The 23,614-nt window shown below is 63.9% G+C and carries 19 protein-coding genes and 1 pseudogene; 6 read left to right on the top strand and 14 right to left on the bottom strand.

The features are described from left to right. Positions 1 to 226: 226 nt before the first annotated feature. Positions 227 to 1,357: a porin gene (locus AB4Y31_RS13560; protein ID WP_368674318.1), complete on the top strand. Its 1,131-nt coding sequence runs from the start codon at positions 227 to 229 to the stop codon at positions 1,355 to 1,357. Positions 1,358 to 1,576: 219 nt separating this feature from the next. Here AB4Y31_RS13560 and AB4Y31_RS13555 read toward each other — a convergent pair whose 3' ends face one another. Together AB4Y31_RS13555 and AB4Y31_RS13550 are read right to left on the bottom strand one after the other, a co-directional pair. Then, positions 1,577 to 1,915 (bottom strand): P-II family nitrogen regulator, encoded by a 339-nt coding sequence (locus AB4Y31_RS13555; protein WP_018443069.1) that lies wholly within the window; start codon positions 1,913 to 1,915, stop codon positions 1,577 to 1,579. Between the two features lie 65 nt (positions 1,916 to 1,980). Next, on the bottom strand, positions 1,981 to 3,696 hold the full coding sequence (locus AB4Y31_RS13550; RefSeq protein WP_368674317.1) for an NAD+ synthase: 1,716 nt from the start codon (positions 3,694 to 3,696) through the stop codon (positions 1,981 to 1,983). Between the two features lie 63 nt (positions 3,697 to 3,759). Here AB4Y31_RS13550 and AB4Y31_RS13545 point away from each other — a divergent pair, with 63 nt between their 5' ends. The 3 genes and pseudogenes from AB4Y31_RS13545 to AB4Y31_RS13535 all read left to right on the top strand — a co-directional run bounded on the left by AB4Y31_RS13545 (position 3,760) and on the right by AB4Y31_RS13535 (position 5,918). After that, positions 3,760 to 4,929, top strand: a complete 1,170-nt coding sequence (locus AB4Y31_RS13545) for a GNAT family N-acetyltransferase (protein WP_368674316.1) — start codon at positions 3,760 to 3,762, stop codon at positions 4,927 to 4,929. Positions 4,930 to 4,931: 2 nt separating this feature from the next. Next, positions 4,932 to 5,201: pseudogene (locus AB4Y31_RS13540) on the top strand (GIY-YIG nuclease family protein); the annotation flags it as partial. 141 nt (positions 5,202 to 5,342) lie between these two features. Further along, positions 5,343 to 5,918, top strand: a complete 576-nt coding sequence (locus AB4Y31_RS13535) for a helix-turn-helix domain-containing protein (protein ID WP_018443073.1) — start codon at positions 5,343 to 5,345, stop codon at positions 5,916 to 5,918. A gap of 70 nt (positions 5,919 to 5,988) precedes the next feature. On the opposite strand, the gene AB4Y31_RS13530 is transcribed toward AB4Y31_RS13535, so the two are convergent. The 12 genes from AB4Y31_RS13530 to ppa form a co-directional block, all read right to left on the bottom strand. Further along, positions 5,989 to 7,491, bottom strand: coding sequence for a peptide MFS transporter (locus AB4Y31_RS13530; protein WP_368674315.1), 1,503 nt, complete (start codon positions 7,489 to 7,491; stop codon positions 5,989 to 5,991). 13 nt (positions 7,492 to 7,504) lie between these two features. Beyond that, complete coding sequence (locus AB4Y31_RS13525; RefSeq protein WP_368674314.1) at positions 7,505 to 9,163, bottom strand: ABC transporter ATP-binding protein; 1,659 nt, start codon at positions 9,161 to 9,163, stop codon at positions 7,505 to 7,507. Further along, positions 9,160 to 10,269 (bottom strand): ABC transporter permease, encoded by a 1,110-nt coding sequence (locus tag AB4Y31_RS13520; RefSeq protein ID WP_368674313.1) that lies wholly within the window; start codon positions 10,267 to 10,269, stop codon positions 9,160 to 9,162. Before AB4Y31_RS13520 ends, AB4Y31_RS13525 begins: the two co-directional genes overlap by 4 nt. Beyond that, complete coding sequence (locus tag AB4Y31_RS13515) at positions 10,223 to 11,269, bottom strand: ABC transporter permease subunit (RefSeq protein ID WP_368674312.1); 1,047 nt, start codon at positions 11,267 to 11,269, stop codon at positions 10,223 to 10,225. The genes AB4Y31_RS13520 and AB4Y31_RS13515 overlap by 47 nt, the downstream gene beginning before the upstream one ends. Positions 11,270 to 11,277: 8 nt before the next feature. Beyond that, positions 11,278 to 13,197 carry an extracellular solute-binding protein gene (locus tag AB4Y31_RS13510; RefSeq protein WP_368674311.1) on the bottom strand — a complete coding sequence of 640 codons (1,920 nt, stop codon included), beginning with the start codon at positions 13,195 to 13,197 and terminating at the stop codon, positions 11,278 to 11,280. Between the two features lie 35 nt (positions 13,198 to 13,232). Beyond that, the gene (locus AB4Y31_RS13505; protein WP_368674515.1) at positions 13,233 to 14,393 is read right to left on the bottom strand and encodes a hypothetical protein; all 1,161 of its coding nucleotides are present in this window, start codon (positions 14,391 to 14,393) and stop codon (positions 13,233 to 13,235) included. 74 nt (positions 14,394 to 14,467) lie between these two features. Then, a complete protein-coding gene (locus AB4Y31_RS13500; RefSeq protein ID WP_368674310.1) occupies positions 14,468 to 14,899 on the bottom strand; it encodes an ExbD/TolR family protein in 432 nt (143 codons plus the stop codon). A 12-nt stretch (positions 14,900 to 14,911) separates the two neighbouring features. Beyond that, positions 14,912 to 15,331 (bottom strand): biopolymer transporter ExbD, encoded by a 420-nt coding sequence (locus tag AB4Y31_RS13495; RefSeq protein WP_018443081.1) that lies wholly within the window; start codon positions 15,329 to 15,331, stop codon positions 14,912 to 14,914. A 12-nt stretch (positions 15,332 to 15,343) separates the two neighbouring features. Then, positions 15,344 to 16,258 (bottom strand): MotA/TolQ/ExbB proton channel family protein, encoded by a 915-nt coding sequence (locus tag AB4Y31_RS13490; protein WP_368674309.1) that lies wholly within the window; start codon positions 16,256 to 16,258, stop codon positions 15,344 to 15,346. Between the two features lie 143 nt (positions 16,259 to 16,401). After that, a complete protein-coding gene (locus AB4Y31_RS13485) occupies positions 16,402 to 17,070 on the bottom strand; it encodes an energy transducer TonB (RefSeq protein WP_368674308.1) in 669 nt (222 codons plus the stop codon). 14 nt (positions 17,071 to 17,084) lie between these two features. Beyond that, positions 17,085 to 19,814, bottom strand: a complete 2,730-nt coding sequence (locus tag AB4Y31_RS13480; RefSeq protein WP_368674307.1) for a TonB-dependent receptor — start codon at positions 19,812 to 19,814, stop codon at positions 17,085 to 17,087. A 656-nt stretch (positions 19,815 to 20,470) separates the two neighbouring features. After that, positions 20,471 to 20,998, bottom strand: coding sequence for an inorganic diphosphatase (gene ppa / locus AB4Y31_RS13475; protein WP_107152067.1), 528 nt, complete (start codon positions 20,996 to 20,998; stop codon positions 20,471 to 20,473). A gap of 315 nt (positions 20,999 to 21,313) precedes the next feature. Between ppa and AB4Y31_RS13470 the strand changes: the two genes are divergently transcribed. Then, positions 21,314 to 22,753 carry an aldehyde dehydrogenase family protein gene (locus AB4Y31_RS13470; protein ID WP_368674306.1) on the top strand — a complete coding sequence of 480 codons (1,440 nt, stop codon included), beginning with the start codon at positions 21,314 to 21,316 and terminating at the stop codon, positions 22,751 to 22,753. A gap of 80 nt (positions 22,754 to 22,833) precedes the next feature. Further along, positions 22,834 to 23,592 (top strand): SDR family oxidoreductase, encoded by a 759-nt coding sequence (locus AB4Y31_RS13465; RefSeq protein WP_018443087.1) that lies wholly within the window; start codon positions 22,834 to 22,836, stop codon positions 23,590 to 23,592. Positions 23,593 to 23,614 lie beyond the last annotated feature (22 nt).

The following is a 23,614-nucleotide window of genomic DNA, read 5'->3' as shown; positions in this document are numbered from 1 at the left end:
AATTAGTAACCAAAGTAGCAAAACGCAGTGCTGCAAATGTAGTTTTACTCCAAGCAAGGAGACGCCGCGCTGCCATAACAGCGAACCGGAACGCTGATAAGCGGAGAAGCCCCCGCGCGTTCCGCAGCGATCTCCCTGAGTACGGATTCCCGCCTAGGCGCCTTGCAACGCCTGGGCGCTATTCGCAGTAGTGGCTTCACTTTTTGACAGGGTAACGGAGGAGAAGATGAAGAAAGCATTGCTCGCCGCGGCGCTGATGTCTGCTGGCGTGATCGCACATGCGCAAAGTAGCGTAACGCTGTACGGGCGCCTCGATGCCGGCATCGAGTACATGAGCGGCATCCCCAACAGCTCGGGCACCGGCTCGAATTCCCGGTGGCGTGCCGAGAGCGGCGACTGGGGCACGAGCCTGTGGGGCTTGAAGGGCGCTGAAGACCTGGGCGGCGGCACGAAGGCCGTATTCCAGTTGGAAGGCGCGTTCAACACGATGAACGGCAACCTCGGCTCGGCCGGCTCGATCTGGAATCGCTGGGCGACCGTCGGTTTCTCGAACCCCCAATACGGTACCTTCCTGTTGGGCCGCGAGCTCTTCATCTCGAACGGTGTGTGGGACTTCGATCCGTTCGGCCAGTCGAACTGGTCGTCGGCTTCGCTCGTGCGCGGCCGCAACTGGCCTCAGTCGAGCAACAACATTTCGTACCAGTCGCCGAAGTGGAATGGCTTCGACCTGTACGGCCAATACGCGTTGTCGAACGCGACGAGCTGGAACGGCAACAACACGACGACGCAAGGTCGTGAAGCGGGCCTGCAGCTCACCTACACGAACCCGCTCTTCCAGGTACGTGCCCTCTATGACGAAATCCGCAACCCGGTCAACGGTTTGCTGAACGGCCAGGCGGTGACGGGTGCGACGGGCGCGAACCCGATTCCGAGCGGCGCGTATCAGTACTCGCGTGAATACGTGGCGGGCGTCAACGTGTTCCTCGGCCCGTTCAAGATTCAAGGCGTGTACGATGCGATCCGCACGTCGGGTGCGAACGGCGTCGCCTTTGGCTTGCCGACTTCGCTCGATCATGAATGGGGCGGCGTCACCTGGAACATCACGCCGGCCGCGGCCGCCATTGCCGCTGTTTATCACGTGAACGGCAACAACGGTGCGGGCAACGCGACGATCTACACGGTCGGTGGCACGTACAACCTGTCGAAGCGCACGCTGCTCGACCTCCAGATCGCAACGGTTCGCAACAGCAAGAACGCGAACTTCAGCCTGGAAGCGAACGGCCCGGTCAATGCGGATAACCCGCTGCCTGGCCACAGCCAATCGGGTGCCTACGTCGGCATCCAGCACGTGTTCTAATCGAACGACGTAGCGAACCTAACTGCTTCACAGATCCAAGTTTTAACGCTGCTGCGAGAGGCGCGTATCGGTGCGGTGTCCGTCAGGGCGTCGCACCGTTTTTTTATGGCGCGCATTGAGCCGAATGAGGCATGCCGGCGCGGCGTGCGTCCCGCAGGAGAAGACCGCGGGCATACCGTCAGTAGTGTGAATCCCTCCCCCCGGGGGGCAGGGACGCTGTCAAATCGCCGCTTCGTTCTCTTCGCCGGTGCGAATGCGAATGGCGCGCTCGACGTCGGTGACGAAGATCTTGCCGTCGCCGATCTTGCCCGTGCGCGCGGCGCCGACGATGGCATCGATGACCTGATCGCACTGCCCGTCCGGCACCACGACCTCGATCTTCACTTTCGGCAGAAAATCGACGACGTACTCGGCGCCCCGATAGAGCTCCGTGTGTCCCTTCTGCCGGCCGAACCCCTTCACTTCCGTGACGGTAAGCCCGGTCATGCCGACCTCGGCCAGCGCCTCGCGGACTTCGTCGAGCTTGAACGGTTTGATGATCGCTGTGACGCGTTTCATGGCTTCCTCATTTTCTCTGGAACGAATAAATCGATTCTACGCCACGGTCGCCCGCCATCGCCGAGTTACTGAATCGGTTCCGTGTAGCGCGACGTGATCGGGTAGCGCCAATCTCGACCGAACGCACGGTGCGTCACACGAATGCCGATCGGCGCCTGACGGCGCTTGTATTCGTTCAGCTTCAGCAGGCGCGTGACGCGCGTCACGTCTTCGCGCGCGAAGCCCGCCGCGACGATCTCGGCGAGCGATTTGTCCTCCTCCATGTACATTTGCATAATCGCGTCGAGCACGTCGTAGGGCGGCAGGCTGTCCTGATCGGTTTGGTTTTCGCGCAATTCCGCCGACGGCGCGCGCGTGAGGATCCGTTCCGGAATGACGTCGCGTTGCGCGAAGAGCACCGCCTCGTTGCGATAGCGGCAGAGCCGATAGACGAGCGTCTTCGCGATGTCCTTGATGACGGCGAAGCCGCCCGCCATGTCTCCGTAAAGCGTGCAGTAGCCGACGGCCATCTCGCTCTTGTTGCCCGTCGTCAGCACGAGCGAGCCGAACTTGTTCGAAAGCGCCATCAGCAGCGTGCCGCGAATGCGCGCCTGAATGTTTTCTTCCGTCGCATCTTCGGGCAACCCTTCGAATTCGCGCGCGAGCGAGCTGCGGAATGCGTAGACCATCGGCGCGATCGGAATCTCGTCGTAGCGCACGCCGAGGCGCCGGGCCATGTCGGCCGCATCGAGCATCGAAATATCGGCCGTGTAGCGCGACGGCATCATCACGGCGCGCACGCGCTCAGGCCCCAGCGCATCGCAGGCAATGGCCAGCACGAGCGCCGAGTCGACGCCGCCCGAGAGACCCACGATCGCGCCCGGGAATCCGTTCTTGCCGATGTAGTCGCGCACGCCGAGCACGAGCGCCGCATAGACCTGCGCTTCGAGCGACTCGCTCGCGGCGATCCGACCTTTTTGCGGATGCGCGCCGTCGAATTCGACGACCATATGGCCTTCGATGAACTGCGGCATTTTCGCGACGACTTCGCCTTTCGCGTCGAGCACGAACGAGCCGCCGTCGAAAACGAGCTCGTCCTGCGCCCCAACGAGATTCACGTAGACCATCGGCAGCCCGGTCTCGGCGATGCGCGCGCGCAAAATGTCGATGCGGGTCGCGTCCTTGTTGAGATGGTACGGCGAGCCGTTCGGGATCAGCAGGACTTCGGCGCCCGCGGCCTTCGCCAATTGCGCGGCCGAGGCATGCCAGGCGTCTTCGCAGATCACGATGCCATACTTCACGCCGTCGAGCTCGAACACGAACGGCGCCGCGTCGGAAGCGAAGTAGCGCTTCTCGTCGAACACTTCGGTGTTCGGCAAGTCCTGCTTGCGATAGGTGCCCGCGATGCGCCCGTCGACGACGAGCGAAGCGGCGTTGTAGGTATCGACGGGAGGAAGCCCGCGCTCGATGGGCCGGTTTGCATTACCATGACCGCTCGCGGCGTTCGCGATGCCGTCGGCCTCGGCCCCATCCCGGTGGGGATGACCGACGACGACGGCGAGGCCCGTGAACGGCTTCAACTGCGCGGCCAGCTCGGCGAGCGCGGCGGCGCAGGCGGCATAGAACGCGGGGCGCAACAGCAGATCCTCGGGCGGATAGCCCGAGAGCGCGAGCTCCGGCGTCACGAGCAGCCTGGCGCCGTCGCGATGCGCCGCGCGCGCGGCCTCGACGATCTTCGCGATGTTGCCGGCGAAGTCGCCAACGGTGGTATTGATTTGGGCGAGAGCGATTCGGGTCTTCATGGTCAATTGGGCGGCGATCGATCGACACGATGTGCCGCCCGCTTCGCTGACACGGTCACACAGTTGAAACAGGAACGCATCGATTATCGCATGGGTCTTCTCGCCTCCGTTCAGGAGGTCGACGCGGCGCAATGGAACGCCTTGCTCGCTCGGCAGGATCAGCCCACGCCGTTCTTGCGCCATGAATTCCTGAGCGCGCTGGCGACCACCCAATGCGCCACCGAGCGCACAGGCTGGGCACCACGCTTCGTCACGCTCGTCGACGCGCGCACCGACGCGCTCGCGGCCGTGGCGCCCGTGTATCTGAAGAGCCACTCCTATGGCGAGTACGTCTTCGACTGGGCCTGGGCCGACGCCTACCAGCGCAACGGGCTCGAGTACTACCCGAAGCTCCTTTGCGCGATACCGTTCACGCCCGTGCAGGGCACGCGGCTCATCGCCGTCGACGATACCGCGCGCCGGCGGCTCGCGGCCTCGCTCATCGCGCTCGCGGAGCAATCGGACGTCTCGTCGCTGCACGTCCTCTTTCCCACCCCGGCCGAAAGCGACACGCTCGCCGAGCTCGGCATGATGCGACGGGAAGGGATTCAATTTCACTGGCTCAACGCGGGATACCGCGACTTCGACGATTTCCTCTTCACGCTCGAGCAGAAAAAGCGGAAGAACATCCGGGCCGAGCGGCGCAAGGTGCGCGAAGCCGGGATCACGTTCAGACGCGTGCGCGGCGAGGACGCCACCGACGACGACTGGCGCTTTTTCACGCGCTGCTATCGGCAGACCTATCGCGAGCACTTCTCGCAACCGTATTTGAACCTCGACTTCTTTCGCACGATCGGCACGACGATGCCCGAGAATCTGCTGCTCGTCGTGGCCGAGCGCCGGGGCAAGCCGATTGCGAGCGCACTCGTCGTCTACGAGCGCAACGGGCAAACGGGCGGCGCGCTCTACGGGCGCTATTGGGGCGCACTCGAGCACGTCCCCTGCCTTCACTTCGAGACGGCCTACTATCAGCCGCTCGAGTTCTGCATCGAGGAAAAGCTCGCCGTTTTCGAAGGCGGCGCCCAAGGCGAGCACAAGATGGCGCGCGGCTTCATGCCGACCGTCACACGTTCCGCGCATTGGCTCGCGCATCCCGCGTTCTCCGATGCGGTCGCGCATTTTCTCGCCAACGAGGCCAATATGATCCACGCGCATGTCGATGAACTGCGCGAGCACAATCCGTTCAAGTGCTGACGATGACTTGGTTCCTCTACCTCGTCGAATGCGCGGACGGCAGCGTCTATACGGGGATCGCAACCGATGTCGCCGCGCGCTTCGCGAAACATGCGAACGGAGTCGGCGCACGGTATACACGCGCGAAAAAGGCCGTGGCCCTGCTCGCATCGTTCGAAGTCGGCGACCGCTCGAGCGCATTGCGTGCCGAGCTTCGCGTGAAGCGCCTCACCGCGGCGAAAAAGCGTGCGCTTGCCGCCGGCGAGTGCTCGCTTGCCTCGGTGTTGTCAGCGTAACGGCCGCAGCGCAGAACGTCGGGCTTTATAGATGCGCTAAACTGCGCCAAGTACGGGGACGTTACTTTTTTGCATTTGGCGCCGCGGCTCTGGCAACATACGGCGCGTGGTTGACTTCACTATAAATCCGAGCACCTCATGGTTTCGACCGCCGAAAGCGCCCGTCAGGCGCCGAATTTAGGGGGAAAGATCCGCGCCTTGCGGCAGCGCCTCAAGCGCACCCTCGACGAGACCGCTACCGCCGCAGGCATTTCCAAGCCGTTTCTATCCCAAGTCGAGCGCGGGCTCGCCACGCCGTCGCTGACTTCGCTGGCGGGCATCGCCCATGCGCTCGGCGTTCAGCTGCAGTATTTCGTCGATACGCCGAGCGAAGAGCGCACGGTGCGGCGCGCCGAGCAGCTGCGGTTCTTCAGCTTCGCCGGCTCGGCCAATTTGTTCGCACGCCTAACTAGTTCATCGGTCGGAAGCCAGCTCGAGAGCCTGCTCGTAAAGCTGCCCGCCGGGCAGAAGAAGGCGTCGGAAGTCACGACGCACGCTGGCGAGGAGTTCGTCTACTTGATCGAGGGCGAGTTGCAGTTGACGCTCGAAGGCAAGACGTTCAGCCTGCGCACCGGCGACAGCGCCCATTACGAATCCACGGTCCCGCACAGCTGGGCGAACACGGGCAGCGTCGAGACGACGCTGTTGTGGGTTGGCTCTCCGCGGCTTTTCTGACGCCGGCGCGACGGCGTGACGCCGCGCGGCGCGCATTCCGCTAGCGTTTGCTAGCGTTCGCTCGCGTTCCTCACTCGCTCGCGGCCGCAAGCGCCACCGCGCTCGACGATGCGGCGAGACGGTGCCGATTCGAAAGGGCTCGCATCAGCGGCAACATCGCGATGGTCAGGAGGGCGCCCGCGGTGGCGAGCCAGCCCAACTCGGCGAAGAGCCGCGTATAGATGCGCAGCGATTGCGCCGCTTCTATTCCTTGGGACGGCAACTGCGCGAAATTCGCCACGACGCTGCCGAGATACTGCGACACGCCAGTGGCGATGAAGTAGGCCCCCATCATGAAGCCGCTCATTCGCACGGGCGTGTAGCGCGCGATCATGGCCGTGCCGAGGCCGCTCACGAGCAGCTCGCCGAGCGAGTAGAGCCCGTATCCCCAGACCATGAACCACGATGAGACGCGCCCGTCCACCGCATAGCGGCCGCTCAGCGCGTAGGTGAAAAAGCCGGCCGCGACCGCCACGAACCCCACCGCGAACTTGGCCGCAATGGAGAGATCGCGGCCACGCCGGCCAAGGCGTGTATACGCGAAGGCGAGCAAGGGGCTCAACAGCATGATCCAGATCGGGTTGAGCGCCTGGAATTGTGCCGCGCTCCAGGTGAAAAGCCGAACGCCGGCGAGCGTGAAGTCGGGGTCCACGTTGCGCAGTGCGAAGAGCGTGAGCGACGTCGACATCTGCTGATAGAAGATAAAAAACAGTATCGATTGCAAAACGAGGATCAACGCGGCGATAAGGCCGGCGCGCTCGGCCGGCTCGCACTTGACGATGAGATAGCCGAAAACGACGAGTACCGTGGCGGCGGCCGCATCGACGCAAGCGAGCGCGAGGGCTTCGTGTGCGAGCACGTAGGTCGACGCGAGCCAGAGCAGAATGCCCCCGGCGGCGACGAGCCCGACGCGCCGCCAGTCGATCGGCGCGTCATCGGGCGCGGAGCCGGCATGGACCAGCGAGCGGTAGCGCGTCAGGAAGTTGACCACCCCGACGACCATCCCCGCGCAACAGACGGCAAAAGCCGCGTGCCATCCCCACCGATCCTTGATCCACGGCGTCGCAAGAATCGATACCGTCGAGCCGATGTTGACCGCCATGTAGTAGATCGTGAATGCGCTGTCGAGGCTTGCGTCGTCGCCTTCATAGATGCGGCGCACGAGATTCGACGAATTCGCCTTGAACAGACCGTTGCCGACCACGATCACACCGAGCGAGACGTACATGAACGCAATGCGGTCGTCTGGCAGCGCGAGCATCAGATAGCCGATGGCGAGCACGAAGGCGCCCATCAGCATCGTGCGGCGCGCGCCGAGCAGCTTGTCGCCGATCCAACCGCCTATCGCGGGCGCCGCATAGACGAGTGCCGTAAACGACCCCCAGACGAGATTGGCCTCGCCGTCGCTGAAGCCGGCGCGCTCGACCATGAAGAGGACGAGCAGCGCCGCCATGCCGTAAAAGCCGAAGCGCTCCCAGATTTCCACGAGGAAGACCGTGGCGAATGCGCGTGACTGCGAAGCCGAAGAGGTCATCGAATGTTCCCTTCTATTGAAGCGACGCGGCGACGAGCGCTCGCGTATACCGACGTGACGGCGCGCTCAGGAGCGCGAGCGTCTCGCCCGATTCGACGATGCGTCCTGATTTCATGACGACGACGCGATGCGCCATCGCCCGTATGACGGCAAGGTCGTGCGTGATCAGCAAATAACTGAGCCCGTAGCGCTTTTGCAATCGCGCGAGCAAGCCGAGCACTTGCTTTTGCACCGATACGTCGAGGGCGCTCGTCGGCTCGTCGAGCACGACGAGCTCCGGTTCCACCGCGAGCGCGCGCGCAATGGCGATGCGCTGACGCTGGCCGCCCGAGAACTCATGCGGATATCGCGGCAACGCATCGTCGGGCAGGCCCACCTCCGCGATCAGCTCGGCCACGCGTCGTGAACGCGCTTTCTCGCCGAGCTCGGGGCGATGCACACGCAGCCCTTCGCCGACGATCTGTTCGATCGTCATGCGCGGCGACAGGGAACCGAACGGATCCTGAAACACGACCTGCATGCGTCCGCAGAGCTTGCGACGTTCGTCGTTGGACGTCCGATAGGTCGCCAGCGACCGGCCGCCGATCTTGACGTCGCCCTGCGCGATTCGCTGCAACCCGAGCACCGTCGCCGCGAGCGTCGATTTGCCCGAGCCCGATTCGCCGACGATGCCGAGCGTTTCGCCTTGCCTCACGAAGAGTCCGACCTCGTGCAGCGCCCGAAACCTCGCGCTGCCCAATATGCCGGCGAACCCCTTCGCGCGCGTGCGGTAATCGACGGCAAGGCCGGCCACGTCCAATATCCGAGGCGCGTGCTCGGCAACCGGCTCGACGACACGCGCGGGCTCGCTATCGAGCAGCCGCTTCGTGTAAGGATGGCGCGGATTCTCGAAGAGCTCGTCCGTCGTGTTCGTCTCGACGAGCACGCCCTTTTCCATCACGGCCACCCGTTGCGCAAAGCGTTGCACGAGGTGAAGATCGTGCGTGATGAGCAGCACGGCCATCCCGCGCTCTTGCGCTTCCTGTTGCTGCAGGTCGATCAGCAAGTCGACGATCTGCTCGCGCACGGTCACGTCGAGCGCCGTCGTGGGCTCGTCGGCGATCAGCAAGCGCGGCCGGCAAGCGAGCGCCATGGCGATCATCGCGCGCTGGCGCTGGCCGCCCGAGAGCTGATGCGGATAACTATCGATGCGCCGCTCGGGCTCCGGAATGCCCGTGCGCGCGAGGAGCTCGATGCCCCGTGCGCGCGCGGCATTGGCGCGCAAGCCTTCGTGCAATCGCAGGCTCTCGCCGATTTGCTGACCGACGGTATAGAGCGGATTGAGCGCCGTCATCGGCTCCTGAAAGACCATCGCGATGTCGGCGCCGCGAATGCCGCGCATCTGCAGCTCCGATTTGCCGAGCAGGTCTTCGCCGTCGAACACGATGCGCCCGCTCAATGCGGCATGCTCGACGAGCCGCAGAATCGAGAGCGCCGTCACGCTCTTGCCCGAGCCCGATTCGCCGACGAGCGCCACGCGCTCGCCGCGTGCGATCGAGAGGCTCAGATTGCGCACGGCGAGCTTCTGCCCGAAGCAAACCGAGAGATGGTGGATATCAAGCAGCGAGCCGGCGTTCGTGCTCGGATCCGGCTTCGCTTTCTCGTTGGCGTTCGCGATTGCGTTAGGTTTCATTGCCCCACCCCGCCGAAAGCCGAACCGCGATTGCGCGTATCGAGTGCCGTACGCAGCGCATCGCCCATGAACGTCAGCAGCAGTAGGGTCACGACGAGCGCGGCGAATGCCGAGATCGAGATCCACCATGCGTCGAGGTTGTTCTTCCCCTCCTGCAGCAACTCGCCGAGGCTCGGCGTCGGCGGCGGCACGCCGAGGCCGAGGAAGTCGAGACTCGTCAGCGACAAAATCGCGGCGCTCATTCGGAACGGCAGGAACGTGATGACGGGCGTGAGGCTGTTAGGCAGCACGTGGCGCCAGATGATCTGCCCGTTGGAGAGTCCCATCGTGCGCGCCGCCTTGACATAGTCGAGCGAGCGATTGCGCAGGAATTCGGCTCGCACGTAATCCGAGAGCACAAGCCAGCCGAAGAGCGACAGCAGGCCAAAAAGCAGCCACAGCGTCGGCTCGAAGATCGACGCGAAGATGATGAGCAGATAGAGATCGGGCATCGAGCCCCAGATCTCGATCAAGCGCTGCCCGATCAGATCGACGCGGCCGCCATAGAAGCCTTGCAGCGCACCTGTCAGGACTCCGAAGAAAACGCCCGATACGGTCAGCGCCAGTGCCATCACCACGGATACGCGAAAGCCATACAGCAGCCGCGCAAGAACGTCGCGCCCGAACTGATCGGTGCCGAGCCAGTTCTCCGGCGACGGCGGCGCCGGAAACGGTCGCGAGGCGAAATAGTCGATCGTGTCGTAGTAGTGGCGATCGATCGGGTAAACGGCAAAGTTGCCGTTCGACGTGATCCGCGAATGGATATAGGGATCGAGGTAGTTCGCCTTCGCGGGAAAGTCGCCGCCGAACCGCGTCTCGGGATACGTCTTGAAGATCGGGAAGTAATAGTGCCCGTCGTACCGAACGAGGAGAGGCTTGTCGTTGACGAGCATTTCTCCGAGCAGGCTGACGACGAAGAGCGTCACGAAGACGACGAGACTCCAATAGCCGAGCCGCTGCGATTTGAAGCGCAACCAGGTGAGCCGCCACGGCGACACCGGCGCGACTGGCCGCATCGGATCAACGATCGACGCTGTCGAATTGAATGCGGGGGTCGACGAGGACATAGCAGACGTCAGCAATGAGTTTTGTGACCAGGGCGATCAGCGTGAACAGAAACAGCGAGCCGAGCACCACCGGATAGTCGCGGCGAATCGCCGCATCGTAAGAGAGCTGGCCCATGCCGTTCAACGAGAACAGTGTCTCGATGAGCAGGTTGCCGTTGAGAAAGGCGCCGACGAACGCGGCCGGCAAGCCCGTCAGCAGCGGAATCGCCGCGTTGCGCAGCACGTGCTTCCAGAGCACGTCGCGCTCCGGGGCACCCTTGGCGCGGGCCGTCAGCACATACTGCCGGCCGATTTCCTCGAGAAACGTGTTCTTGGTGAGAATCGTCACGATCGCGAAGTTGCCGACCACCGAGGCGCAGACCGGCAACACCATATGCCAGACGTAGTCGAGCACCTTGCCCGTCGCGCTCAAGGTGTCGAAGTCGTCCGAGGTGAGGCCGCGCATCGGAAAGAGCTCGAAGAACGTGCCGCCGCCGAACAACATCAACAGCAAGACGCCGAGCACGAAGCCGGGAATCGCATAGCCGACGAGGACGAGCACGCTCGTCGCCGTATCGAAGCGGGAGCCGTTGCGCACGGCTTTCGCGATGCCGAGCGGCACGGCAACGAGGTACGTGAGCACGATCGTCCAGAAACCCAGCGAGACCGATACGGGCAGGCGCGCACGAATCACGTTCCAGACGCTGTCGTGCTGAAAGTACGACTGTCCGAGATCGAACGTCGCGTAATGCTCGAGCATGAGGATGTAGCGCGTAAGCGGCGGCTTGTCGAAGCCGAACTGCTTCTTGATCTGCTCGATCTGCTGGGCGTCGACGCCCTGGCTGCCGTGATAGCCGCCGCCTCCGCCGCCATCGCCCCGATGCGCGCCATGACGCAGTTGCGTCACCATCTGCTCGACCGGGCCGCCCGGCACGAACTGGGTGACGACGAAGGTCAGCGTCACGACGCCGAGCAACGTCGGCACCATCAGCAGCAGGCGTCTGAGAAGGTAGGCAAGCATGATGCGCCTCAGTGGACCGCGGTGGCGGAAGACGCAGACGAAGCGGTCTGCGTACGCCGCGGCGGCTTACGGTACCAGTAGTCGATGACCCAGTCCTCGTACCGGTAGCTCACGGGCACCACGTTCGGGTGGCCGAGCGTGGTCTTGTAGCCGATCCGCGCATGCGGCATGTAGTACTGCGGTACGAGGTAGTACTCGTTGATCAGCACGCGGTCGAGCGCATGCGTGGCCGCTTCCAGATCGTCGAGCGTGGTCGCGCCGACGGCCGCATGAACGAGCGCGTCGACGGCTTTCGAGCGAATACCCGGATAGTTCTCGGACCCGACCTGCGCGGCGGCCTCGCTCGTGAAGCGGCGTATGAGCTCGATGCCGGGGATCGTTACCTCGGGGTAGATGAACGTCGTCATGTCGTACTGGAAGTTATCGAGGCGCTTCTGATAAAGCGCGCTGTCGAGCTCGCGCATATGCGCGTCGATACCGAGCGTCTGCAGCGCCTGCGTATAGGGAACGATAAGACGGTCCATGCCCGGTTGATCGTCGATGATCTCAATCCGCATCGGCGTGCCACTCTCGTCGCGCAACGCACCGTCGCGGAAATGCCAGCCCGCCTCGGCCAGCAGTTCGCGCGCGTGGCGCAGGTTGCCCCGCAGAGAATTGGGCGGCAGTGTGCTCGGCTGGCGCACCATCGGCCCGAACACCTCGGGCGGCAGCGTCGCGCGGAACGGCTCGAGCAGCTTCAGCTCCTTCTCGCTCGGCACGCCCGTCGCACCGAACGGACTGTCCTCCCAATAGCTGTTCAGACGTCGATACTGGCCGTAGAACATCATCCGGTTCATCCAGTCGTAGTCGAAGGCCAGCGCGAGCGCGTGCCGCACGCGCACGTCTTGGAACTGCGGCTCGCGCGTATTGATGAGGAAGCCTTGCATCTGCGCCGGACCTTCGCGGAACATGCCTTTCGCGAGCATGCCGTTGTCGAAGTTCTTGCCGACGTACTTGCGCGCCCATTGCGTTGCGCTGTATTCGACGTCGACGTCGTCATCGCCCGCCTTGAACGCCTCGAGCTTCGTGTACTGGTCGAGGTACAGCTTGAAAGTGATGCGGCGAAAGCGATACATGCCGCGACGCGCAGGCAAGTCCGCCGCCCAGTATTTTGGATTGCGGTAATAGATGATCGTCTTGTCGTTCTTGCGAGACTCGATCAGATACGGACCGCTTGCAATCGGCAAATCAGTGGCGATCTGATCGAACGGCAAGCGCCTGCCGTCCGGCTGCACGCCCCACTTCGGCGAAAAGACGGGCAAATCGCCCGCGATCAGCGGATTCGCGCGCGACGCATCGCCGAAGTCGAAGCGCACCGTGAGCCGGTCGAGAACGACGGCGTCCTTGATGACGGCGAATTGCGACGCGAAGAGCGGCGACGCGTGCGGGCTCTTCAGCGTATCGAGCGAATATTTGACGTCCGCGGCCGTGATCGCATCGCCGTTCGAAAACCGCGCGGCCGGATTGATATGCAACGTAGCGGAGCGCCCGTCGGCCGCCACTTCGACATCATCCGCGATCAGCGGATACTCGGATGCGAGCTCGTCCCAGCTGCGCTGCATCAGCGTATCGAACATCAGATTCTGAATGTCCGGCGCGGCGAGCCCGCGCACGATGAACGGGTTCAGCGAATCGTAGCTCTGCGGCTGGTCGTAGTTCTGGAAAACGAGCTCGCCGTCCGCCGGCGCATCGGGATCCGCGTAGTCGAAGTGCGTGAAGTTCGGCGGATATTTCGGCGTGCCGAATTGCGCAATGCCGGGCGCCGCATACGCGGGCAGCGCGAGCGACGCCGCAAGCACCGCGATCGTGGCGCGAGCCCATCGGCCTGCGCCGGCACCGGCGCGGGCGCCCGCACTGATCGAACCGCGGCGTGCGCGGCTGAACGCCATAGGGTGGACAATCCGCATAAGGGAATCGAAGCGCTTCACTTCGACGCAACGAGCAGCCACAGCCGCGCGAGATCGGCCGATCCGTCGTTACCCTTCACCGCGCGGAACGCCTGCACGGCGCGCGCCTTTTGTCCGGCAACGTAATAGGCGACGCCGAGATGCAGCTGCGCTTGATCGGGATGATCGAGGCCGCCCTTCCCAATCGCCGATTGGATCGCCGCGATCCCCTCGCCGGCCTTGCCGGCAAAGACGAGGTTGAGCCCCTCGTCGATCGGCGCGACCGGATGGGCGCCATCGTCGGGCGCCGCGCCCTGGGCGCGCTTCGCCGCGAGGGCTTGCAGCCGCTTTTCGCGCTCGGCCTGGGCATCGTGCCCGAGCACGCCGGAAGCAAAACCTTGGTCGATGACCTGCTTCGCCTCGGCCGTGCTGCCGGCCACGATCGCGAGCTGCGTCATTTCCATGTAATCGTCGGCCGTATTCAACGAACCCGTCGCGCGTCGCAGCCGATACATGTCGATGTCGAGCCGCGACGAGTAACCGGGTTTGCTCCGTATGGCCGCGAAGAGATCTTCCCAATACGAGGGCTTCGGATGGTAGGCGACGAGCGCTTCGAGCGCGCCGCGGTACGCCGCATCGTCCTTGGCATGTTGAGCACAAGTGCCGAGCAATTGCAGCTCGGACTCGTCGGGCGCGCGGCCGGCATGCAGTTGCGCATCGATCGACGCTTTGAGCAGCTTCGTCGCATCGACATAGTTGCCTGATTCGTAATAGGCCTCGACCAGCAGCGTGCGCATCTGCGGGTCGGCACCTCCCGCCTTCAGGTAGCGTTGCGCCGTCGCGATCGCCTTCGGCCAGGCGTGTTGCTGAAAATAGATGCCGGCGAGCGCGGCGGTGACCCGTTGCTCGTCGTCGCCCTTCAATTGGCCCGAGGCGAGCAACGTTTCATAAGCCTGCGTGGCAGTGCCCGTATCGCCTGCGGCCATAGCGGCCGCGCCCCGCATCTCTTCGATCATCGTCGTTTCATACGGCGTTTTGTTCGGCACGGCCGCCGCAACGGCGATCTTCGCGAGCGCATCCTTGTATTTGTGCGCGCGATAGAGATCCTGCGCGGCGTTGAGCGGCTTCGCGACGTCGGCGCGCAGCGCGTCGGCGGCGCCCGCGGTGGATACGCCGGAGAGCACCACGCATGCGCTCATCGCGGCGGCCGCGGCCGCGTGCCGGAACCGTTGGGGAATCCTCTGCATTGCCAGATCCTTATCGCAGGTATTGCTTATTGCATGTATTGCTCATTGCCGACGAGCCCGATCTTCGTCGCGCCCTCGCGCTGCGCGGCGGCCATCACCTCGGCGACCGTCTTGTACGGCGCGAGCTTGTTCGGCAACAAATGAATCTCGGGCTGGACGGGCTGGGCCGCGACCTGCGCGAACTTGGCTTCGAGCGTCGCGCGATCGGGCACGACGACACCATTCCACGTCGTCGTGCCGTCGAAGTCGATATCGATCTGCACGACCTGCGGCGGCGTGGCCGGAGGCGGCGGATTGCCGACGGGCAGATCCATCTTGACCGCATGCATCTGGATCGGAATCGTGATGATCAGCATGATCAGCAGCACGAGCATCACGTCGATGAGCGGCGTCGTATTGATGTCGGCCATCACTTCCGGTTCGCCGCCGCGCCCGCCTGAAGAAACGTTCATTCCCATCGTTCGTATCTCCTACTCGCCGCGCGCGGGCGGCTGCGTAATGAATGAGACCTTCGCGATGCCCGCGCGCTCGCATGCGGTGATGACGCGACCGATGAACTCGTAGCGCGTCTCCTGATCGCCGCGCACGTGCACCTCCGGCTGCGGCGTCGAGACCGAGGCCGCCTTCAGGCGAGCGAGCAGCGTCGGCGCGTCGACGCGCGCTTCGTTCCAGAAGACGTCTCCGTCGCGATTGACGGCAATCTCGATGCTCTTCGGCTGCGTCTGCAGCGGGTGGACCCGTTCCTTCGGCAACTGCAGCGGTACCGTGTGCGTGACGACGGGAATCGTGATCAGGAAGATGATCAGCAACACCAGCATGACGTCGACGAGCGGCGTCGTGTTGATGTCGGACATGACTTCGTCGTCGCTCTCTCCAACGCTCATTGCCATGACTGACCTCGCTTACTCGACGGCCGCGGGCGATTTTTGCGCGGCACGCGCCGGACGTTTGCCGCCCGCGAGCAGCACCGTATGGAGCTGGGCGCCGAACGCGCGCACGCGCTCCATGACGGATTTGTTCCGACGCACGAGGAAGTTGTAGCCGAGCACGGCCGGGACCGCTACGGCAAGGCCGATCGCGGTCATGATGAGCGCCTCGCCGACCGGGCCCGCGACCTTGTCGATCGATGCCTGCCCCGCGATGCCGATCGCGGTGAGCGCGTGATAGATGCCCCAGACGGTACCGAAGAGCCCGACGAACGGGGAAGTGGAGCCGACCGTCGCGAGGAACGCGAGGCCGTCTTGAAGGCGATTCGAGACGCTCGTGATCGCACGCTCGATCGAGACGTCGATCCACGTGTTGCGGTCGACGGCTTCGAGCAGCGCCTCGTCGTGATGGGCGCCGGCCTCGATGGCCGTCTCGGCGATGAAGCGGAACGGCGAAGACTCGTCGAGCTGCTTGACGCCTTCGGCAAGCGATGGCGCGCTCCAGAGTTGCTCGTCGGCATGCTTCGCGCGGCGGTTCGCGCGCAGTTGCTCGAAGAACTTCGTGATCATGATGTACCAGCTGCCCATCGACATGATGACGAGCAGCCCGAGCACGAAGCGCGCGACAAAATCGCCGTTCTTCCAAAGCGCCCCGAGCCCGTAGGGGTTCGTGACGGTCTCGCCCGCGGGCGCAGCCGTGTTGTCGGCGGACGGGGCGGCGCTTTGCGGCGCCGGCGCGGACGCGGCGGCCGTGGCGGCATTCGAGGCGGACGCCGCGGCGCTCGCGTCGCTGGCCTGCGCATGGGCTGCGGTCGGCACGACGATACCTTCGGCAGCGGCGAAACCGATGACGAGGCTGGCAGCCAGTGCGGTAAGGGAACGCTTTTTCATCTTCTGCTCCAATCCGGCTCGCTCGATGAGCCGGTCTAAGATCGGTTGATCAATGCGCCGCCGTTGCCGGCTGTCGATAGCACGACGCAACGGCGGCCGCGAATGCTGGGTAGGCGTTGCGCGCGACCGTAGCCGTTCGATGCTCAATTGAGATTGAACGAGAACGGCACCTGGACGCGAACGGCCTGACCTTGCGCAATGCAGTTGAATCGCTTGACCGCCCGGAACGCAGCCGTATCGAGACTGTCGTGATCGGACGATTGCGCCACGTGCTCGTTCGTGATGTGTCCTTGCGGATCGACGGTGAACTCGATCACGACGTTGCCCGTATCGCCGTTTTCCTGCGCGTCTTTCGGGTAGATGATCGAATTGCGGACCTCGTCCGAATTCGGACATACGACGCCGACGGAGGTCTGCAGCGGTGCGGGCTTGGGCGCGGGCGGCGCCGGCGGCGCGGGCGGCACCGCTTTCGGCGTCTCGACCGGCGTAGCCTGATGCACGATCGTCTGCTGCGGCGGCGCCTGGACCGGTACCTCAGGCGGCGGCACGAACGGCGGGGGCGGCGGCGCGAACTTCGGCGGCGGCAACTGCACGGGCGGCAGCGGCGGAGGCGGCGGCGGTTTGACCGGCTCGATGATCTTCGTCTCGATCGGCTTTTCGATCACGCGCACGACCTTGTTGGCAAGGCCGTTGACGAGCGCATAGACGATGACGATATGCAGCGCGATGACAGCCGCGAGGCCGCCGAAGCGGCGCGCGGGGTTCTGCTGTCTGCGTCCAAATTCGCGCGGGCGGGCGGCAAGCTCTTTCATAAGCGGCTCGGGACCTAGAACTTGTAGGTCGCGCCGATCTGCGCAAATCGCCCGATGTACGAGTAGAGCGATGTGTCGTAGCCAGTCTGGTCCAACGTGCCGTTCGCGAAGATCGGGTCATACGGCGGCGTGCGATTGAAAATGTTGTCGATGCCGCCGTAAATCGTCCAATGCTTGAAGCCCGTGTACGTCACCATCAGGTTGAACTGGCTGTACGAACCCACTTTGGTCGGAGCCGGCGCGGCGAAGAGGTTCTGCGCGTAAGGGCCCGTGAATTGCCACGTCAGAGCGGCGTCCCAGCGGTGGTAGTTCCAATCCAGCGTGGTATTGCCGCGCCAACGTGGGAAACTGCCGCCGAACGGCTGCGTGAGCGTGAAGTTGTTGCCCGCGCCGTCGACCGGAGCCTGACCGGGAATGCCGAGGCGGTAATTCTTGACATAGGCCCAGTCGCCCGACAGCGTGAAAGTACCCAGCGTTTTGACCGGCACCGACTGACGGAACGTGGCTTCGAACCCGTTCGTGTCGAGGTATCCGAGGTTCTGGTACGGAATCACCTTGTACAGAAGTTGCCCTGTCGTCGGATCGATGGCGATTTGAGAAGGCGCACCTTGGCCGATGACGTTGTCGATGCGGATCTTGTACCAGTCGAGACCGAAATCGGTGTAACGGCTCGGCGAGAGCTGGAAGCCGATATTCAGATTGCGCGTGCGCTCGGGTGCCAGGTTCGGGTTGCCGACGGTGATCGACGTATAGTTCTGACCGGTGGCGGGGTCGACCTGGATGCCGAGCGTCTGGGACTTGCTGTCTTCGACGAACGTCGGCGCGCGGAAGCCCCGGTTATACGACGTGTACATCGTCAATGCCTGCACCGGCTGATACCGGAGCGCGAAGCGCGGCGAGAACGCGCCGCCCACGTCGGTGTAATGGTCGTAGCGGCCCGACTGGCTGAACGTCAGGTTGCGCACGATCGGAATGTCGACCTGGTAATAGACGGCCGCGACATTGCGCGAACCGTTCACCGTCTGCAAGTTCGGACTGATGACGGCACCCGACAGATACTCCGCGCCCGGCGTCAACGCTTCGCTCTGGTGCGTGAACTGCGCACCGAAGCCGATACCGACATCGCCGGTCGGCAGGTGGAACAGGTTCGGCGTCGAGATCGTCGCGTCGATCGTGTCAAGCTTCGAGATGCCCAGCGTGTTCGCGTCCTGGTACAAGCCGTTGAGCGCGTTCGGCGTGGCCGCCGGATTCGCGAAGTTCAGCGTGCCGTTCTGATAGATATTGTTGAGCGCTGCAACGTTGAGCTGGTTCGTAAAGACGTTCGAGACCGTGTTTTGCGAGTGGCTGACCGACGTTGCCCAGTCCCAGTCGCCGTACGGCAGCGAGAACGTTCCCTTCACGCCGGTGGCGGCGCGCCAATAGTTCGAGTACGTCTTTTCCGCCACGGCGCCCGGGAACGCATAGGTCAACGGCGTGGCCGCGCCTGTGGTGTTATACGGGTTCGTGACCGGCACGACCGTGTTGAACGGCGAGAGCAGCTGCGTCTGCGGGTTCCAGACCAGCGCCGGGTTCTGCGGATTCCCGATGACGTTGTTCCATAGACCGTCGTTGGTCGTCGTCCTGTTGTTGCTCTCGAGGAAGTCAGCAAACGCCGTCGTGGTGTCGTTGATCTTGAAGTCCGCGTGAAGCTTTGCGTTGAGGCGCTCCGTCATCGGCGCGATCGACATGCTTTCCGCCGTGTTGTACGAGCAGAGCGTGCCCGGCAAGCCCGCCGTCAGCGAATTGCTCGCCGCCGGGTGCACCGAGCCGCCGAACGGGCACCCGCTCAGGGCCTGTGCACTGCCATCGGGCATGTTCCAGTACGACGGCGCAAGCAGCGAGAAGCCGCCCCGCTTGTTCGTGAAATCCTGATTGCGCGTCGAATCGCGATCGGCGAGCGTGAAGCCGTTCGACTTGTAGTAGCTCGCGGCCACCGTGACGTTGAAGCGATCCGCGTTCAAATCGCCAAAGCCGCCGAGAATGCCGAACTTCGTCGTGCCGGCGCCGTTGCCGCCGTTGATGGCGCTGCCGTAGCTGCCATCGAGCTGCAGACCGTGGAAGTTGTGCTTGGTGATGATGTTGACCACGCCGGCGATCGCATCGGAGCCGTATTGAGAGACGGCGCCCGTCTTGACGATCTCGATGCGCTCGATATCGTTGAGCGGCAGTGTGTTCAGGTCGAAAAACGAGTCGACGCTGTTCGAGAAGAATGCGAACGGCGCGACGCGCTGGCCGTCGACCAGGACGAGCGTGTACTTCTCCGACAGACCGCGCAGCGCGATGCCGGCCGCGCCGGCCGCGAAGTTGCCCGCCTGGCCTTCGCTCCAGCTATTGGCCGAATTGGCCGAGACATTGCGCAGAAAGTCGGCGACAGTCGTCGCGCCGCTTTGCTGTATGTCTTTCGGGGTGATCGTTTGAACCTGGTTGAAGCCGACTTTGTCGGAGCTGCGGATCAGCGATCCGGTCACCTGGATGCCTTGGATCTTGTGAACCGCACCCGTTGCCGCGGCCCCCGACGCCGCATCCGGGGCAGCGGCCGCTGCCCCGGATGCGGGCGCCGGAGCCTCGGCCTGCGCCGCATTCGAATTCGCCGTTGCGGCGGGCTCAGTCTGCGCAAAAGCCGCATTCGCACCCAATGCCGCCGTCAGCGCCATTTCCGCCCATACGATTTTCCGTATCGCCGATCCCAAAATCGTTAGTTTCATTTCGCCCCTTCTATGCCGTTGTCGCGCAGGGAACGTATCGGCGAGCAAAGGCCGTCGGCATGCCGTTGCATGCCTAGCCATTTACGTCGATCGTTCCTTACAAATTAATTAGGAGTCCTATTCAATACGCCGACATCCCCTCGTCTTCTCCATCGCGATCGAGCTTACAAATTAATTAGGACTACTATTCAAATAGCCAACGCCAACGTTTCCGCTCGTTTCGCTGGCTCAACTCGAATTGCCCGGCCGCGAGATGGACGCGAACATATCAAGACACAAACAAGGCGTCAAAATTTGTTTGATGGAATAAAAATCTTTTTAGGTGCAGTGCGCGCTTTTTGTGCACGCTTTTAGTGCAAAAAAATGGACGGACCGGTCCCTGGCGCGTGCAGAGGCGCATGCAGCGGCGCAGTCGTCGCGCGGACGAGCGACCGAAACGCACCAATTTGGAGCGCACCGGTAATTTCTAGTAACAGATTTAGAGGAAATGCTCTGGAACTCGCAACGCCGAAGTCACGAACGCCGGGTAACGACCTGCTTGCGGAGAGGGGGATTGGGGCGAGAACCGGGCCGGAAGAAGACGCGCGGCAGGGCGATGTTGCGGTAGATCGGCGAGCCCCTCGGCGCGAGGCTCGCCTCCGGTGAAGTTTCGGCGATTACTTCTTGAAGTTCGCGACGCCTTCAGTGATTTCCTTGTGTGCTGCATCCAGATCGGCCCAGCCCTCGACCTTCACCCATTTGCCCTTCTCGAGTGCTTTGTATTGCTCGAAGAAATGCTTGATCTGGTCCTTCAAGTACGCGGGCACATCGTCGATCGACTTCATGTGCGCGGTCATCGGGCAGAGCTTGTCGTGCGGCACGGCGACGAGCTTCGCATCGACGCCCGACTCGTCGGTCATCTGCAGCATGCCGAGCGCGCGCGAGCGCACGACGCAACCGGGAATCAGCGGAAACGGCGTGATGACGAGAACATCGACGGGATCGCCGTCGCCCGACAGCGTCTGCGGAATGTAGCCGTAGTTGACGGGATAGCGCATGCCGGTGCCGATGAAGCGATCGACGACGAGCAGGCCGAGTTCTTTGTCGGCCTCATATTTCACCGGATCGCTCTGCGCGGGGATTTCGATGATGACGTTGAAGTCGTGCGGCAAATCCTTGCCTGCGGGGACGTTGTTGAAGCTCATGACGTTTTCTCGACGGACGGTGGAAACAAAACGTTGATGAAGCGTGGTGACGACGGGCGGAGAAGAACGCAAAAACGGTGCGGCGGCCCGACGAAGGCGATGCGCGCCATTATAGCCGAGCGCATGTGACGCCCCTCCGCCCCATTGTCCGCCGCAAACGCCCGGCTTCCATGCCCGCCACTGCGCGCTCGCGTGCCCGCTTTCGCGCATGCGTCTTTCAGTGTCCTGCGGGCATTCCCGTAGCTCACGCCACATCGGCGCCGATCGGCGCGATAATTGCCGCTCGGTTCTACCTTTCGATGAGGAGGAGCCTGCATGGAGGAAGCGAAGCATTTCATCGGCGGACAGTGGGCGGCTCCGTCGAATCACGAGACCATCGATGTGATCGATCCAGCCGACGGCTTGCCGTTCGCACGGATTGCGCGCGGCAGCGCCGCCGATATCGATGCGGCCGTCGCCGCGGCACGCACGGCGTTCGAAGGCGACTGGGGCGCCTTGAGCGCCGCCGAGCGCGGGCGTCTGCTCTACCGTCTTTCGATGCTCGTCGCCGCCTGCCGCGACGAAATCGCCGAACTCGAAGCGCGCGACACAGGAAAGCCGCTGCGCGAGGCGCGTGCCGATGCGGCCGCGCTCGTGCGCTACTTCGAGTTCTATGCGGGCGCCGCCGACAAACTGCACGGCGAGACCATCCCCTATCAAACCGGCTACACCGTCCTCACCGTGCGCGAGCCGCACGGCGTCACGGGCCATATCGTGCCGTGGAACTACCCGATGCAGATTTTCGGACGCAGTGTCGGCGCGGCACTCGCGGCCGGCAATGCCTGCGTCGTCAAGCCGGCCGAGGACGCCTGCCTCTCGCTGCTGCGGGTCGCCGCGCTTGCGGCCGAAGCCGGGCTGCCGGCGGGCGCGCTCAACATCGTGACGGGCTACGGCACCGAAGCGGGCGCGGCGCTGGCGCAGCACGCGGGCATCGACCACATTTCGTTCACGGGTTCACCCCAGGTGGGCGCGCTCGTCGCGCGAATGGCCGCCGAGCATCATGCGCCCGTAACGCTCGAGCTCGGCGGTAAGTCGCCCCAGATCGTCTTCGCCGATGCCGACCTCGATGCGGCGATGCCGGCGCTCATGTCGGCCATTCTCCAAAACGCAGGCCAGACGTGCTCGGCGGGCAGCCGATTGCTGATCGAGCGAGCGATCTACGAGCCGCTCGTCGAGCGGCTCTCGTCGGCATTTTCCGGGTTGCGCGCGGGGCCGGCACGACTCGATCCCGATTGCGGGCCACTCATCAACGCGAAGCAGCGGCAACGCGTCGCGCAGTTCATCGACGAGGCGAAGCGCGACGGTATCCGCATCGCCGCACAAGGCACGGTCAGTGAGGAAGCGCCGACAGGCGGGTTCTACCAGCCGCCGACGCTTCTTGCCGACGTCCCGCGCACGCATCGCATTGCGCGCGAGGAGATTTTCGGGCCCGTGCTCGCTGCCTTGCCATTTGAAGGCGAAGCCGATGCGATCGCGCTGGCGAACGGCACGGCTTACGGGCTCGTGGCCGGTGTCTGGACGCGCGACGGCGCGCGCCAACTGCGGCTCGCGCGGCGCCTGCGCGCCGGCCAGGTCTTCGTCAACAACTATGGCGCCGGCGGCGGCGTCGAACTGCCGTTCGGCGGCACCGGGCAATCGGGCTACGGCCGAGAGAAGGGCTTCGAGGCGCTTTACGGATTCACGGTCCTCAAAACGATCGCGATTCGCCACGGATAGCGACGGTTGGGGACACACGAGACGCGCAGTACCCCCAAATCAACAAGCCAGGCGCAAGAAAGACAACCAGGAGACACCCGATGAGACTGCAAGGCAAGACGGCCATCGTCACGGGCGGCGGCTCAGGCTTCGGCGAAGGCATCGCCAAGACGTTCGCGCGTGAGGGCGCGAACGTCGTCGTCAACGATCTGAACGGCGCCGCGGCCGAACGCGTGGCGAGCGAAATCGCGCTCGGCGGCGCGCGCGCGATCGCCGTTGCAGGCGACGTCACGCAGCGCGCCGATTGGGAGGCATTGCGCCAAGCGGCGCTCGAGGACTTCGGCAGCGTGCAGATAGTCGTCAACAACGCGGGCACCACGCATCGCAACAAGCCCGTGCTGGAAGTCGCGGAAGCCGAGTTCGATCGCGTCTTTGCCGTCAACGTGAAAGGCATCTACTGGAGCGTGCAGGCGTTCGTCCCCTACTTCCGTCAGCAAGGGGGCGGCGTCTTCGTCAACATCGCATCGACGGCGGGCGTGCGGCCTCGCCCCGGTCTCGTCTGGTACAACGGCAGCAAGGGCGCCGTCATCGTCGCGAGCAAGGCGCTCGCCGCCGAGCTCGGACCGGACCGCATCCGTGTGAACTGCGTCAACCCGGTCATGGGCGAAACGGCCCTCCTCACCGAGTTCATGGGCGTGGACGATACGCCCGAGAATCGCCGGCGCTTTCTCGCCGGGATTCCGCTCGGCCGGTTCTCGACGCCGCAGGATGTCGCCAACGCATCGCTCTTTCTCGCTTCGGACGAGGCCGAATTCGTGACGGGCGTCTGCCTGGAAGTCGACGGCGGCCGCTGCGTCTGAGCCCCCGGCCGCGGCTTCAATG

It is taken from the genome of Trinickia sp. EG282A, assembly GCF_040965455.1.
Classification (GTDB): Bacteria; Pseudomonadota; Gammaproteobacteria; order Burkholderiales; family Burkholderiaceae; genus Trinickia; species Trinickia symbiotica.
The sequence above is the reverse complement of the archived record's forward strand: the minus strand, read 5'-3'. Positions and strand labels throughout refer to the sequence as shown.

Excerpts from the sequence above, each read along its gene's own strand:
- AB4Y31_RS13515 (WP_368674312.1), bottom strand. The coding sequence starts at position 11,269 with ATGCTTGCCTACCTTCTCAGACGCCTGCTGCTGATGGTGCCGACGTTG.
- AB4Y31_RS13530 (WP_368674315.1), bottom strand. The coding sequence starts at position 7,491 with ATGACCTCTTCGGCTTCGCAGTCACGCGCATTCGCCACGGTCTTCCTC.
- AB4Y31_RS13510 (WP_368674311.1), bottom strand. The coding sequence starts at position 13,197 with ATGGCGTTCAGCCGCGCACGCCGCGGTTCGATCAGTGCGGGCGCCCGC.
- AB4Y31_RS13495 (WP_018443081.1), bottom strand. The coding sequence starts at position 15,331 with ATGGCAATGAGCGTTGGAGAGAGCGACGACGAAGTCATGTCCGACATC.
- AB4Y31_RS13550 (WP_368674317.1), bottom strand. The coding sequence starts at position 3,696 with ATGAAGACCCGAATCGCTCTCGCCCAAATCAATACCACCGTTGGCGAC.
- AB4Y31_RS13535 (WP_018443073.1), top strand. The coding sequence starts at position 5,343 with ATGGTTTCGACCGCCGAAAGCGCCCGTCAGGCGCCGAATTTAGGGGGA.
- AB4Y31_RS13470 (WP_368674306.1), top strand. The coding sequence starts at position 21,314 with ATGGAGGAAGCGAAGCATTTCATCGGCGGACAGTGGGCGGCTCCGTCG.
- ppa (WP_107152067.1), bottom strand. The coding sequence starts at position 20,998 with ATGAGCTTCAACAACGTCCCCGCAGGCAAGGATTTGCCGCACGACTTC.
- AB4Y31_RS13490 (WP_368674309.1), bottom strand. The coding sequence starts at position 16,258 with ATGAAAAAGCGTTCCCTTACCGCACTGGCTGCCAGCCTCGTCATCGGT.
- AB4Y31_RS13480 (WP_368674307.1), bottom strand. The coding sequence starts at position 19,814 with ATGAAACTAACGATTTTGGGATCGGCGATACGGAAAATCGTATGGGCG.
- AB4Y31_RS13555 (WP_018443069.1), bottom strand. The coding sequence starts at position 1,915 with ATGAAACGCGTCACAGCGATCATCAAACCGTTCAAGCTCGACGAAGTC.
- AB4Y31_RS13505 (WP_368674515.1), bottom strand. The coding sequence starts at position 14,393 with ATGAGCGCATGCGTGGTGCTCTCCGGCGTATCCACCGCGGGCGCCGCC.
- AB4Y31_RS13560 (WP_368674318.1), top strand. The coding sequence starts at position 227 with ATGAAGAAAGCATTGCTCGCCGCGGCGCTGATGTCTGCTGGCGTGATC.
- AB4Y31_RS13520 (WP_368674313.1), bottom strand. The coding sequence starts at position 10,269 with ATGTCCTCGTCGACCCCCGCATTCAATTCGACAGCGTCGATCGTTGAT.
- AB4Y31_RS13525 (WP_368674314.1), bottom strand. The coding sequence starts at position 9,163 with ATGAAACCTAACGCAATCGCGAACGCCAACGAGAAAGCGAAGCCGGAT.
- AB4Y31_RS13485 (WP_368674308.1), bottom strand. The coding sequence starts at position 17,070 with ATGAAAGAGCTTGCCGCCCGCCCGCGCGAATTTGGACGCAGACAGCAG.
- AB4Y31_RS13500 (WP_368674310.1), bottom strand. The coding sequence starts at position 14,899 with ATGGGAATGAACGTTTCTTCAGGCGGGCGCGGCGGCGAACCGGAAGTG.
- AB4Y31_RS13465 (WP_018443087.1), top strand. The coding sequence starts at position 22,834 with ATGAGACTGCAAGGCAAGACGGCCATCGTCACGGGCGGCGGCTCAGGC.